Source organism: Chromobacterium violaceum ATCC 12472 (assembly GCF_000007705.1).
Lineage (GTDB): Bacteria > Pseudomonadota > Gammaproteobacteria > Burkholderiales > Chromobacteriaceae > Chromobacterium > Chromobacterium violaceum.
The window spans coordinates 1,442,359-1,455,945 of record NC_005085.1; the positions used below are offsets into that span (position 1 = coordinate 1,442,359).

9 protein-coding genes and 1 CRISPR repeat array are annotated in these 13,587 nt (G+C 64.7%); of the genes, 4 read left to right on the top strand and 5 right to left on the bottom strand.

Annotated features, from left to right (window positions below; translation table 11 throughout):
• Nucleotides 1-38 precede the first annotated feature (38 nt).
• A complete protein-coding gene (locus CV_RS06700; RefSeq protein ID WP_011134924.1) occupies nt 39-1,142 on the bottom strand; it encodes a TRAP transporter substrate-binding protein in 1,104 nt (367 codons plus the stop codon).
• A 338-nt stretch (nt 1,143-1,480) separates the two neighbouring features.
• On the opposite strand from CV_RS06700, the gene CV_RS06705 reads away from it, so the two are divergent.
• The 4 genes from CV_RS06705 to CV_RS06720 all read left to right on the top strand — a co-directional run bounded on the left by CV_RS06705 (nt 1,481) and on the right by CV_RS06720 (nt 7,367).
• Entirely contained in the window at nt 1,481-2,728 is a 1,248-nt protein-coding gene (locus CV_RS06705) for a DUF3472 domain-containing protein (RefSeq protein WP_011134925.1), read from the top strand.
• A gap of 74 nt (nt 2,729-2,802) precedes the next feature.
• A complete protein-coding gene (locus CV_RS06710; RefSeq protein WP_011134926.1) occupies nt 2,803-3,213 on the top strand; it encodes a hypothetical protein in 411 nt (136 codons plus the stop codon).
• A gap of 179 nt (nt 3,214-3,392) precedes the next feature.
• Nucleotides 3,393-4,709, top strand: coding sequence for a 30S ribosomal protein S12 methylthiotransferase RimO (rimO, locus tag CV_RS06715; protein ID WP_011134927.1), 1,317 nt, complete (start codon nt 3,393-3,395; stop codon nt 4,707-4,709).
• A gap of 150 nt (nt 4,710-4,859) precedes the next feature.
• Complete coding sequence (locus CV_RS06720; RefSeq protein WP_043595699.1) at nt 4,860-7,367, top strand: EAL domain-containing protein; 2,508 nt, start codon at nt 4,860-4,862, stop codon at nt 7,365-7,367.
• Between the two features lie 45 nt (nt 7,368-7,412).
• Here CV_RS06720 and serS read toward each other — a convergent pair whose 3' ends face one another.
• The 4 genes from serS to earP all read right to left on the bottom strand — a co-directional run bounded on the left by serS (nt 7,413) and on the right by earP (nt 13,544).
• Nucleotides 7,413-8,696, bottom strand: a complete 1,284-nt coding sequence (serS, locus tag CV_RS06725; RefSeq protein ID WP_011134929.1) for a serine--tRNA ligase — start codon at nt 8,694-8,696, stop codon at nt 7,413-7,415.
• Nucleotides 8,697-8,698: 2 nt separating this feature from the next.
• Complete coding sequence (locus CV_RS06730) at nt 8,699-10,030, bottom strand: replication-associated recombination protein A (protein WP_011134930.1); 1,332 nt, start codon at nt 10,028-10,030, stop codon at nt 8,699-8,701.
• A gap of 386 nt (nt 10,031-10,416) precedes the next feature.
• Nucleotides 10,417-11,605: a CRISPR direct-repeat array (repeat unit 29 nt; unit sequence GTGTTCCCCACGTACGTGGGGATGAACCG).
• A 166-nt stretch (nt 11,606-11,771) separates the two neighbouring features.
• The gene (efp, locus tag CV_RS06735; protein ID WP_011134931.1) at nt 11,772-12,335 is read right to left on the bottom strand and encodes an elongation factor P; all 564 of its coding nucleotides are present in this window, start codon (nt 12,333-12,335) and stop codon (nt 11,772-11,774) included.
• Nucleotides 12,336-12,398: 63 nt separating this feature from the next.
• The gene (gene earP / locus CV_RS06740; RefSeq protein WP_043595702.1) at nt 12,399-13,544 is read right to left on the bottom strand and encodes an elongation factor P maturation arginine rhamnosyltransferase EarP; all 1,146 of its coding nucleotides are present in this window, start codon (nt 13,542-13,544) and stop codon (nt 12,399-12,401) included.
• Nucleotides 13,545-13,587: the final 43 nt, after the last annotated feature.

A 13,587-nucleotide genomic window follows, 5' to 3' on the forward strand; every position in this document is an offset into this window, starting at 1 on the left:
GGCAGAGGCGGGAGGCCCAATTCGGGCCGGAAGGGCGCTCAGCCCTTGGCGGCCTTGTAAAGCTGGTCGAATACGGCCGGACCATTGGGACCCAGCAACGCGATCTTCACCGGCGTCCACACTTCGTTGGCGTGTCCGAACGCATGGACCAGCGCGGCGTGCTCCTGTTTCGACGGCGCATAGATCTTCACGCCAAGTTTGGCGAACTCCTGTTCGCAATATTTCCTGGCGTTCTGATAGGCGTCGAATTGCGCCGCCTGAATGGCCAGGAAGGCGTCGAGAAACTGGGTGCGGGTCGAGGCGTCGAGCGACTCGATGAAGTCGGTGCTGGAAATGGCCACCCAGCCGTCGTGAACCAGGCCGATGTCCGAAATGACGCCGATTTCGTTCTTGAGATTGTCCGGTCCTGAATAAAGCCCGACGATCGCGGGATCCAGCGCGTCGAACCGGCCGGCGCGCGCCGTCGCCGCGGTGAGGTTCCAGGGAATGGCGCGCGGAATGGCCTTGGCCAGCTTGTAGAACGTGCCCAGCGTTTTCGAATTCGGAATCCGGTACTGCACGCCGGCAAAGTCTTCGGGGGACCGTATCAATTTTCCGTAATGCCTGACCGTCGTCGCGGTTCTGGCGCCGATCACGTAGTGAAACAGGATTTTTATCCTGTGGGGGGCGGTTTTGGACAGGATGTATTTGTTCCAGGCATGGGAGCCTACCAGGCGCAGATAGCTGGCGTCATCGGCGGCCCAGAACGGGATGTTGATGATGTCGAACTCGTTCACCAGCGGGGACAGGTTGGCAATCGACAGCAGGCCGCCCTGCATAGCCTGATATTTGACGGCGTTGGCCAGCTGGGACTCGGAACCCCTGGCGCCTTTGTCATGGATTTTCACATACACCTTGTTATTGGTGCTTTTCTCGACGATCTGCTTGATCTGCAAATGGACGTGGGGAGTGGTCAGGTAGTTTTCCGTCGCATAGACGGAGCCGAAGTTGAATACATATTTGGCCGCTCGTTCTTTCGCGATCTCTTCCGGGGCGGGCAGGGCTTCTTCCGCCCGCGATGTTTGCATCAGATTGGGCACGCACAAGCCCGCGCCTGCGGCTAGGGAGGCTTTCAACAGCGTTCGCCTGCTGAGCTTGTCCATGATGTCTATCTGTCCATTGCGCGGATGCCGTCGGCCAGTTTGAGGCGGGACTGGGCCATCGAGGCAGCCTGGCTCGGTTCGCGGGGGGCGACGACAGGTCGCGGCGCCCGGCGCGCATTCGGCTTATTGTTGATAGCCCGTTTTGTGCGGATGCACAAATGGTTCGCACGCGGAGCGTCGGCCGCCCGGAGGAAGACGGCTGGCATGAGCCACCGCCAGCTACGCCCCAGTCTGGCATAAGAGTTGACCGAATTTGACCCCGCCGGATCAGTGCGGCCGCACGATGGCGCTTAGAGTCCAACGCGGCGGTATTCATTTTCAGATCGTCGGAGACGCGTATGCGGAACACTTCATACTGGATGCTTTTCCTTGGATTCACCAGCTTGTCCCAGATGGCCGCTGCGGGAGCGGTGGGGCAAACCCCGGGCATGACGAGCGGCACCACGCTGCCGACGGCTGCCCATCGCTTGGATATGTTCATCACCCCGGGAGCGGATCCGGGGCCCGCTTCCAATGTTTTCTGGTCGAACCAGCTCGACAGCCTGGGCGGGTACACCGGCATGCAGACCACCGAGCTGTCCGATGCCGAAGGCCATGGCAGGCAGTTCCTGTTCAGCCTGTGGGGGGCGACCGACGCGAGGCCGGGCACGCCGGCGAGCGCCGGGGTCGGCGCGGGCAGCTATTGCACCGTCAGCAAGACCGCCACCGACGGGGACAAGGGCGCGCAATGCCGTTATCGCTACGAATGGCAGGTCGGGCATACCTACCGCTTCCGCGTCACGCCCGACGAGAAACTGGGCAAGGGCTGGTACAAGAGCAATGTCACCGATGTCACGCCTGACGGCGACGGCGCCAGCTTCGACATCGGCAGCATCTACAAGCCTGCGTTTCCCGCCGACATACCAAGCGGCGACATCAAGCAATGGGTGGAGTATTTCGACTGGGGCAACCCTCGGACCACTTGCCTGTCCGTCGCCCGCAGCGATGTGAGGATGTCGGCCGAGGCTTTCGACGCTCAAGGCCGTCCGATCTATCTGCCGGCATACGCGATGAGCGGGCAAAACAGCTGCCAGGACCAGCCGATGGCGATCAGGCCGACCTTTACCCGCATCGCCAGAGACGGCAGCGGCGTCAGAATGGAAGGTGCGACGAGCCAGACTGCCGAAGGATTCATCCGTTCTGCCGGCGGCTGCCTGATTTCTTCGCTGCCGCAGGGGGGAGTCGATCAGACCGTATCGATCGGCGCCTGCCCGACGAAACGAATGGTGGAGCAGAAAGGCGGCCGCTATTTCAGCCAGTACTTCTGGGTGCTGGCCGCCGATGGCTCCATCCAGCAGAAATCCAGTCAATGTCTGACCGCGAAGACCGGAAGCCGGGCGATCGTCGTCAGCGCTTGCGCGCCGGGCCAGGCCGCGCAGCGCTGGCGGGTTGCCGGGTCGACGGACGGCGACGGGCAAAGCGTCCGCCTCGTTTCCGGCCTGTCCGGTTTGTGCCTGGGGCGGGAGGGCAGTGGGCTGGCCGGCATGAGCGCGTGCACGGACAAGGATGTCTTGTGGACCGTGCCGGGCAAGAGTTTCCAGTACTAAAACCTTCGGCATCAAGCCGCCCGTGGCGCGCCGAGCCGGCGCGCTCCCTTTTGCCAACGCCATGGAGTCCATCAATGAAAACACCGATCGCCAGCCTGCTGGCCATCCTGAGCCTTCCCGCCGCCGCGTGCAGCCTTCCCCAGCAGTTGGACGGCAAAACGTTCATCAATGTGGCGGACCCGGCGTTCTCGCCCGGCAATCCCAACGCGGGGACCATCATGAAGCTGAGATTTTCGAAAGACGACTATGAGAACAAGATCCTGACCCGAAACCTGGTCGTCCACGGGCAGTACCGGTATCGCAGGCTTCATGACACGGTCGGTTTCGTTGAGGCCAGCGAAAACTATGGCGGGCAGCCCACCCGCTACACGCTGGTGTTGACCTGCTTGAACGACTATTCCGGCACCGCGGTGTTTACCCAAACGCAGGGCGCCGTTCCACCGGACAACCGCCAGAACACGGTGCGCTACACGATAGAACAATAACGGACCCGAGCGCGGCATGGGCGATGCCAGCCGCCGGCCGGCGGCTGGATGCGGGCAGACGGGATAATTCGCCGATGCCGCGGGCGACGCCTGATCGATGCGCGCCGAAGACAGATGCGTATCGCGAGGCAAACCGTTGTATAATCGCGCGATTTTGTTTTCGCCCCAAGATGTTGAACATGAACAAGACTCCCCGCGTCGGATTCGTTTCGCTTGGCTGTCCCAAGGCCGCCAGCGATTCCGAGCAGATCCTGACCCGCCTTCGCGCCGAAGGCTATGAAATCGCGCCCTCCTACGATGGCGCCGACCTGGTGGTGGTGAACACCTGCGGCTTCATCGATTCCGCCGTCGAGGAGTCGCTGGACGCCATCGGCGAAGCGCTGAACGAGAACGGCAAAGTGATCGTCACCGGCTGTCTGGGGGCCAAGGGCGACGTGGTGCGCGACGTGCATCCGTCGGTCTTGGCCGTGACCGGACCGCATGCCACCGAGGAAGTGATGAGCGCGGTGCATACCCACCTGCCCAAGCCGCACGACCCCTTCGTCGACCTGGTGCCGGACATCGGCGTGCGCCTGACGCCCAAGCATTACGCCTACCTGAAGATTTCCGAGGGCTGCAACCACCGCTGCACCTTCTGCATCATCCCGTCGATGCGCGGCGATCTGGAAAGCCGCCCCATCCATGACGTGCTGCGCGAGGCCGAAAGCCTGGCCAAGGCCGGCGTGAAAGAGATCCTGGTGATTTCGCAGGACACCTCGGCCTACGGCGTGGACACCAAGTACAAGCTGGGCTTCCACAACGGCCGCCCGGTGAAGACCCGCATGACCGAGCTGTGCGAGGAGCTGGGCCGCCACGGCATCTGGGTGCGCCTGCATTACGTTTACCCGTACCCGCACGTGGACGAGGTGATTCCGCTGATGCGCGACGGCAAGATCCTGCCGTATCTCGACATCCCGTTCCAGCACGCCAGCCAGAAAGTGCTGAAGCTGATGAAGCGGCCGGCCAACAGCGACAACGTGCTGGCCCGCATCAAGAAGTGGCGCGAGATCTGCCCGGAACTGGTGATCCGCTCCACCTTCATCGTCGGCTTCCCCGGCGAGACCGAGGAAGACTTCGAAGAATTGCTGGCGTTCATCCGCGAAGCGGAGCTGGACCGCGTCGGCTGCTTCACTTACTCCCCGGTCGAAGGCGCCACCGCCAACGAGTTGCCGAACCCGGTGCCGGAAGACGTGAAGGAAGCGCGCAAGGAGCGCTTCATGGCCGTGCAGGCCGAAATCAGCGCGCGCCGCCTGGAGCGCCGCGTCGGCCAGACCCTGCAAGTGCTGGTGGACGAGATCGACGACGAAGGCACCGCCGTTTGCCGCAGCTATGCCGACGCGCCGGAGATCGACGGCCTGGTGTTCGTCGAGGACGCCGCCGGCATGCAGCCGGGCGAGTTCTACCAGGTGGAAATCGTCGACTGCAGCGAGCACGACCTGTGGGGCGAGCGCCGCTGAGGCGCGGCTCGCTGGCAGGCCAAGGCGCCGGGTTTCGACCCGGCGCTTTTTTTTATTTCGGATGCGGTAGATTTTTTGACATTCCAGCCCTTGTCGCGGAAGGGTTGACGGTATAATGGCCGACAGCTTATGACGAGGCCATGTTTGTCAATGTCCTATCCGATTCAAACCCTGGCCGGCATCGCCTCTTGCGATCTCCTGTGCTGCCCCCCGTCTCTGCCCATCCGCGAAGCCGCCAGCCGGATGATGGCGGCCGCCTGCAGCTCCATCGTGGTGCGGGACGAGAAGGGCGCGGTGCTGGGGCTGTGGACCGAGTCCGACGCGCTGGAGGCCTCGCTGGGGCGGCGCGACCCCGACCTGCCGGTGGGACAGGCGGTCAGCGCGCAGCTGGCCAGCCTGCCGCACGACATGCCGCTGCAGGACGCGGTGGAAGCATTCCGCCGCCGCCAGCTGCGCCACGCGCTGGTGTGGAAAGGCGGCCAGCCGCTGGGGATCGTCACCCTGACCGACATCGTCCGCAATCAGGGTCTGGAATCTTTCCTGCTGGTCAAGCGCATCCGCGATCTGCCCGGGCCGCCGGCGCGCGCGCTGCCGGCCGCGGCCGGGCCGCGCGAGGCGATGAGCCTGATGCGCGAGCAGGGCCTGTCGGCGCTGGCCGTGGCGCTGGACGACGGCGGGCACGGCATCGTCACCCAGCGCGACGTGCTGCGCTGGCTGGCTTCCGACCAGTTGCCCCCCACGCTGGGCGAGGGATGCCGCCGGCCGTTGATCGGCGTGTCGGAATACTCCAGCCTCTTGCAGGCGCGGCGCCTGCTGCAGCAGCACAATATCCGCCACCTGGCGGTGTTCGGCGACGACGGCGGCCTGCTCAGGCTGCTGGGCTTCGACGACATCGTGCAGGGCATCGAGCACGAATACCTGCACGAGCTGAACGAGGCGCTGCGCCAGCGCGACGAAGCGCTGCAGCAGTCGCGGCACAGCCTGCTGCTGGCTGATAAGGTATTCGAGTCGACGATGGAAGGCATCATCATCACCGACCGCAACGGCGTGATCCAGTCGGTGAATCCCGCTTTCGCCCGCATCACCGGCTACAGCCGCGAGGAGGCGCTGGGCCAGACGCCGGCCCTGCTGAAGTCCGGCAAGCAGCCGCCCGAGTTCTACCAGCAACTGTGGCGCAGCCTGCTGCGCGACGGCCGCTGGCAGGGCGAGGTGGTGAACCGGCGCAAGGGCGGACTGCTGTACACCGAGCATCTGAGCATCACCGCCATCCGCGACGCGGCCGGCGAATGCCTGCATTACGTGGCGGTATTCTCCGACATCACCCAGCGCAAGCAGGCCGAGGAAAGGCTGCACTTCCTGGCCAACCACGACGCCTTGACCAGCCTGCCCAACCGCACGCTGTTCCTGGAAAAGCTGCAGGGCGCGGTGGAGCGGGCCGGGCTGGGCGGCCAGCGGCTGGCGCTGCTGTTCATCGATCTGGACCGCTTCAAGCTGGTCAACGACACGCTGGGCCATTACGCCGGCGACCAGCTGCTGATCCACATCGCGCGCCAGCTGCAGTCGCGGCTGCTGCCGGGCGAGACCGTGGCCAGGCTGGGCGGCGACGAATTCACGCTGCTGCTGGAAGGCGTGGGCGGCGAGGCCCAGGTGGCGGCGCGGGCGCAGGCGATGCTGGACGCGATCACCGAGCTGTCCGGCGTGGCCGGCCAGCAGATGTTCATCTCCGCCAGCATAGGCATCAGCATGTTCCCGCTGGACGGCCGCGACGCCGACACGCTGCTGGTGCACGCCGACACCGCGATGTACCGCGCCAAGGACGGCGGCAAGAACGGTTTCCAGTTCTACACCCCGGACATGAACGCGCGCGCGCTGGAGCGGCTGAAGCTGGAGTACAGCCTGCACCGCGCGCTGGCGCAGCAGGAGCTGGAGCTGTGGTACCAGCCCAAGGTGGCGCTGGACAGCGGACAGCTGATCGGCGCGGAAGCGCTGCTGCGCTGGCGGCATCCCGAACTGGGCCTGGTGCCGCCGGACCGTTTCATTCCCATCGCCGAGGAGAGCGCGCTGATCGCGCAGATCGGCGCCTGGGTGCTGGAGACCGCCTGCGCCGACGCGCGCCGCTGGCGCAACGCCGGCCTGGCGCCGGGCCGGCTGGCGGTGAACGTGTCCGGCCGCCAGCTCAAGCACGGCGATTTCGTCGCCGAGCTGGAGCAGGCGCTGGCGCGGCATGGCCTGGACAGCGACGCGCTGGAGCTGGAGATCACCGAAAGCGTGGTGATGGAGGACGCCGGCGGCATGGTGGACACGTTGTTCCGGCTGCAGAAGCTGGGCATGTATTTGTCCATCGACGACTTCGGCACCGGCTATTCATCGTTGTCTTACCTGAAGCGCCTGCCGGTGCGCGGACTGAAGATAGACCGCTCCTTCATCGACGACCTGCACTGCGACGGCGACGACGCCGCCATCACCCGCGCCATCATCTCCATCGCCCGCAGCCTGGGGCTGGACGTGGTGGCGGAGGGGGTGGAGGAGGAGGCGCAGCGGCGCTTTCTGCTGGAGCAGGGCTGCAACTGCGCGCAGGGCTATCTGTTCAGCAAGCCGCTGCCGCGCGACGCCTACGAGGCGCTGCTGAGCCGCAGCGAGGTGGGCGCGGAGGCGTAAAAAAACCGGCGCCTTTCGGCGCCGGTTTCATCGGCAGGGCCAAGCTCAGCCGCCTATCCTGTCCTTGCCCATGAAGGGGCGCAGCACGGTCGGCACGGTGACGCTGCCGTCGGCGTTCTGGTAGTTTTCCAGGATGGCCACCAGGGTGCGGCCCACCGCCAGGCCGGAGCCGTTCAGCGTGTGCACCAGCTGGTTCTTGCCGTTTTCGTCCTTGTAGCGCGCCTTCATGCGGCGGGCCTGGAAGGCCTCGCAGTTGGAGCAGCTGGAGATCTCGCGGTAGGTGTTCTGCGCCGGCAGCCACACTTCCAGGTCGTAGGTTTTGGCGGAGCCGAAACCCATGTCGCCGGTGCACAGCGTGATCACGCGGTAGGGCAGTTCCAGCGCCTTCAGGATGTTCTCGGCGTGGCCCACCATTTCCTCCAGCGCGGCGTAGGAGTGTTCCGGCTTCTCCACGCGCACCATCTCCACCTTGTCGAACTGGTGCTGGCGGATCATGCCGCGGGTGTCGCGGCCGTAGCTGCCGGCCTCGGAGCGGAAGCACGGCGAGTGCGCGGTCATCTTCTTCGGCAGCTCGCTCTCTTGCAGGATGGTGTCGGCGACGGTATTGGTCAGCGTCACTTCCGAGGTGGAAATCAGGTATTGCGGCACGGCGGACTCGTCGCCGCCGCGGGTCACCTTGAACATGTCGTCGGCGAATTTCGGCAGTTGGCCGGTGCCCAAAAGCGCGGTGTCGTTGACGATGTACGGGGTGTAGTGCTCCTGGTAGCCGTGGCTGCCGGTGTGGGTGTTCAGCATGAACTGCGCGATGGCGCGGTGCAGGCGGGCGATGTCGCCCTTCAGCACGGTGAAGCGCGCGCCGGACAGCTTGGCGCCGGTGTCGAAATCCAGGCCCAGCGGGGCGCCGACGTCGACGTGGTCTTTCACTTCGAAGTCGAACTGGCGCGGCACGCCGACGCGGCGCACTTCCACGTTGTCGTTTTCATCCTTGCCCACCGGCACCGATTCGTGCGGCAGGTTGGGGATGGACATCAGCCAGGCGTCCAGCTGGCCCTGCACGCCGTCGAACGCCTGTTCCGCGGCTTTCAGCTCGTCACCCAGGGTGGCTACTTCGGCCAGAATGGCGGAGACATCTTCACCCTTGCCCTTGGCGATGCCGATCTGCTTGGAAGTGGCGTTGCGCTTGGCTTGCAGTTCCTGCATCCGGGATTGCAGGGACTTGCGCTCGGATTCCAGCTGATTGAACGCTGCGGTGTCCAGGGTGTAGCCGCGGCCGGCCAGACGGGCGGCGACCGCTTCGATGTCATTACGAAGTAGATTGATGTCGAGCATGATTATTCCTGTTTTTCACTATCGGGATCTTGCTGGGCGTCTGCATCCAGCTGACGCAAAAAGGCCAGTTTATCCTGAATCTTGCTTTCCAGCCCGCGCGGCACCGGACGGTACCACTCGATGTCTTCCAGCCCCTCCGGAAGATAGGTTTCCCCGGCGGCGTAGCCGTGGGGTTCATCGTGCGCGTAGCGGTAGGCGTGGCCGTAGCCCAGTTCCTTCATCAGGCGGGTCGGCGCGTTCCGCAAGTGTACCGGCACCGGGCGGGATTTGTCCTGTTTGACGAAGGCGCGGGCCTCATTATACGCCTTGTATCCGGCATTGCTCTTGGCGGCCACCGCCAGATAAATCACCGCTTGTCCCAGCGCAAGCTCGCCTTCCGGGCTGCCCAGCCTTTCGTAGGTGAGGGCGGCGTCGTTGGCGATCTGCATCGCGCGCGGGTCGGCCAGGCCGATGTCCTCCCAGGCCATGCGCACGATGCGGCGCGCCAGGTAGCGCGGGTCGGCGCCGCCGTCCAGCATCCGGCTGAGCCAGTACAGCGCCGCGTCCGGGTTGGAGCCGCGCACCGATTTGTGCAGCGCCGAGATCTGGTCGTAGAAAGCGTCGCCGCCCTTGTCGAAGCGGCGCGCGTTCAGCGTCAGCACCTCTTCCAGGAAGCCGGGATCGATGTCGGCGACGCCGCGCGCCTGCGCCGCGGTGCGGGTTTGCTCCAGCAGGTTCAGGAAGCGGCGCGCGTCGCCGTCGGCGTAGCCGGTCAGCGTGGAGACGGCCGCATCGTCGAAATTCAGCCCGTCCAGCGCGCCTTCGGTCCGCGCGCGCGCGAACAACTGCTTCAGCTCGTCCTCGCTCAGGCTGTTCAGCACATAGACCTGGGCGCGCGACAGCAGCGCGGAATTGACTTCGAACGACGGGTTTTCGGTGGTGGCGCCGATGAAGGTGATCAGGCCGGATTCGACGAAGGGCAGGAAGGCGTCCTGCTGGCTCTTGTTGAAGCGGTGGACCTCGTCGACGAACAGGATGGTGCGCCGGCCGGAACGCTGCAGCACGGCATGCGCCTTTTCCACCGCCTCGCGGATGTCCTTGACGCCGGCGAACACCGCCGAGATCGGGATGAACTCGGCGTCGAAGCTGGCGGCCAGAATGCGCGCCAGCGTGGTCTTGCCCACGCCGGGCGGGCCCCACAATATCATCGAGTGCGGCTTGCCGGATGCCACCGCCAGGCTCAGCGGCTTGCCCGGGCCGATCAGGTGCTGCTGGCCGATCACCTGATCGAGCGCCTGAGGACGCAAGGCCTCGGCCAGCGGTTTTTGCGGTTCGACGGAAAAAAGATCGGACATGGCGCGATTTCGGCGGGATGGGGCGGAGAAACAGTATACCAGTTGGGGACAGGCATGAAAAAAGCGCCGGCCAGGCGCTTTTTGCTTGCATGTCGATGGAATGAAGGTACGCTATGGCTGCTGACCTAGCCTAAGCCTTGCTGTTGAGGAAGCTTGGCGTTCAGCATCAGGGGCGAGCAGTGTCGGACCCTTGTGCATGGGACGATTTGCCAAGGCCTGGCGGGGTTTGCCGTGCTGATTTGAACGCCGCTTCATGACTGGGAAAATCGGTAGAATTTTAGATCGGGTTTTTGTCTTTAAAAATCAGTAGCTTGAAAATGGTGTGCTCCCCCACGCACGTGGGGATGAACCAGCAGAAGAAAGCCGACAAGGCAGCGCCCGCCGCGTGCTCCCCCACGCACGTGGGGATGAACCGGAGGAGTACGAGGCTGCTCGCCGGTCGACGCAGTGCTCCCCACGCACGTGGGGATGAACCGCCGACCGGATCCCGCGCGGCGTCTGAATCGAGGTGCTCCCCACGCACGTGGGGATGAACCGTCGCCCATCTCCTCGCGGCGATGCTTCTTGCCGTGCTCCCCACGCACGTGGGGATGAACCGCGCCGGCCTCGCAGCCGGCAAACCGCCGAGTCGTGTTCCCCACGTACGTGGGGATGAACCGGGTGGGAATCAGCCGGGCGCGATTGTGGGCGTGTGTTCCCCACGTACGTGGGGATGAACCGCTTGAGAGCAATCCGTTGACCTGGAAACCGATGTGTTCCCCACGTACGTGGGGATGAACCGCTCCATGGCCTGGCCGTAATCGATGGCATTGAGTGTTCCCCACGTACGTGGGGATGAACCGAAATCCACCACCGCGACCGATAGCGCCACCCGGTGTTCCCCACGTACGTGGGGATGAACCGTTCACGGTGAGCACGCCCTCGCAGGTAATCAGGTGTTCCCCACGTACGTGGGGATGAACCGTGATCCGGGCGGAATACAACCACCACGGCCGGGTGTTCCCCACGTACGTGGGGATGAACCGCTCCAGACTGGTCGTATACACCTGACGGATATGTGTTCCCCACGTACGTGGGGATGAACCGAGCTCGCTGAGCTGTTCCGCCTCATCCTCGTAGTGTTCCCCACGTACGTGGGGATGAACCGGCTGGCACGACGCTTGGCGCGATTGTGAAGAAGTGTTCCCCACGTACGTGGGGATGAACCGGTCGTTACTGCAACGGAGGCAAAACAGCATCAGTGTTCCCCACGCACGTGGGGATGAACCGTGCGGCAGACCAAGCCGACCGACAAACCGGTCGTGTTCCCCACGCACGTGGGGATGAACCGGCGAGACGATCATCTTGCCGCAACGGCGCGGAAGTGTTCCCCACGCACGTGGGGATGAACCGGCCTCCCACTCAGCAGGGCCCGCCGGCTCGTGGTGTTCCCCACGCACGTGGGGATGAACCGTCGTCGATCTCTATCACACCGGTCGCCGTGGCGTGTTCCCCACGCACGTGGGGATGAACCGCAATCGCACCAAGGCGTCGGCCGACAACATCAGTGTTCCCCACGCACGTGGGGATGAGCCAAAGCCAGTGCCTCAAGGCTTGAGGGTTCGAGAATATTCCCCACGGTTGTGGGGATGAGTGACGGGGGACGGCTGGAGTGGCGTCGCGGCGCTGCCAGTCCGGCCGCGTCCGGCAACAAAAAAGCGCCCCGTGGGGCGCTTTTTTTCTGCACAACGAGTAAGAAGGCTTAGGCGCGCTTCTTGAATTCGTTGGTGCGGGTGTCGATTTCGATCTTTTCGCCGGTGTTGACGAAGGCCGGAACCTGAACTTCGAAGGTGGTGCCTACCAGGCGGGCCGGCTTCAGCACTTTGCCCGAGGTGTCGCCGCGCACGGCCGGCTCGGTGTATTCCACTTCGCGGATCACGGTGGTCGGCAGTTCCACGGAGATGGCCTTGCCGTCGTAGAAGGTTACCTGGCACACGTCTTCCATGCCGTCGACGATGTAGTTGATGGTGTCGCCCAGGTTGTCGGCTTCCACTTCGTACTGGTTGAATTCGGTGTCCATGAACACGTACATCGGGTCGGCGAAGTAGGAGTAGGTGCAGTCCTTGCGATCCAGCACCACTACGTCGAACTTGTCGTCCGCGCGGTATACGGCTTCGCTGCCGGCGCCGGTCAGCAGGTTCTTCATCTTCATCTTGACGACGGAGGCGTTGCGGCCGGACTTGCTGAATTCAGCCTTTTGAACAACCATCGGGTCGCTGCCGACCATGAATACGTTGCCTGCGCGCAGTTCTTGTGCGGTTTTCATGCTTGTCTAATTCCCAAACTCTTGAATTGAAGCCGGGAAAGATTCCCGACAAAACGCGGTATTCTAGCTGATTTCGGCGATGAAGTGCAGCAGTCTGGCCGCCAGATCGCCGTCTTTCAGCAGCCGCTGTTGCCAGTTTGTCGCATGTTCGCGCCAGGCCGGCAGCCAGCACGCGGCGTCGCGCCAGGCGGCGGCGATGTCGCCGTCTCGGTTCCAGGCCAGGCTCAGCGCGCGCAGCGCGGCCGCCATCTCGGCCGGCAGGCCGGCGCAGTATTGATCGAGGAAGGCCTCCAGCTTGGCGAGGTGGGCGTCGTCTTCCTGCGGGTAGATGTGCCACAGCATGGGCCGCGCCGCCCATTGCGAGCGCACCAGGCTGTCTTCGCCGCGCACGCAGTTGAAATCGCAGCCCCATAGCAGGCGGTCGTAATCGTCCTGATCGCTCATCGGCAGGATGTGCAGCTCCAGGTTGCCGAGCCGGACATGGTCGCCGGCGCGCAGCGCGCGGCTGAACAGGCCGGCGACATCGGGCAGCACCTTGCCCTCCGGCACCAGGCAGCGCACCGGCAGCGGGCCGTCGGCCCAGGCTTGCACCAGCCGTACGGCGGCCGGGTTGTGGTAGGCGAACAGGCTGACGCGCAGCTCGCCCGGGCTGCGCGGCGGCAGGCCGCGGCGCAGCCAGTAGGCGTTTTGCGCGGCTTCGTCCGCTTGCCAGGCGGCGCGCGCGTCTATCAGCCCGTCCTCGCAGATGAGCCCGCCGCTGGCGGCGTTGAAGCCGGGAAAGAAGAAATGCTTGGTCAGCGGCAGCCTGGGATGGGGCGAGGGCAGCTTGTGATGGCTGAGGGTCCAGTCCTCGGCGGACAGGTATTCCAGGTTGATCCACGCCGGCTTGACGGCCCGCGCCGCCATCGCCGCCTCGAAGCTGTCCGGCAGCCGGCAGCCGAAGGCCTCGATCACCGCGTCGGCGGGGATGACGTCAGCGGGAAAGCCCGCCTGGGGCCAATGGCGGATGTCGATGCCGGCCAGCGTCTGTTGCGGCAGCGCAGGGTCCAGTCCCGGCGCGATGCGGGCGAAGCTGGCCAGATCATCCACCCACAGCCGCACGGCGTGGCCGCAGTCGCGCGCCAGCCGGCGCGCCAGGCGCCAGGCGACGCCGATGTCGCCGTAGTTGTCGATGACGGTACAGAAGATATCCCAGCTGCGAGGTGGCATGAGGCGAAACGGATGAATGGACGAACGCCGGCAGCTTACCACG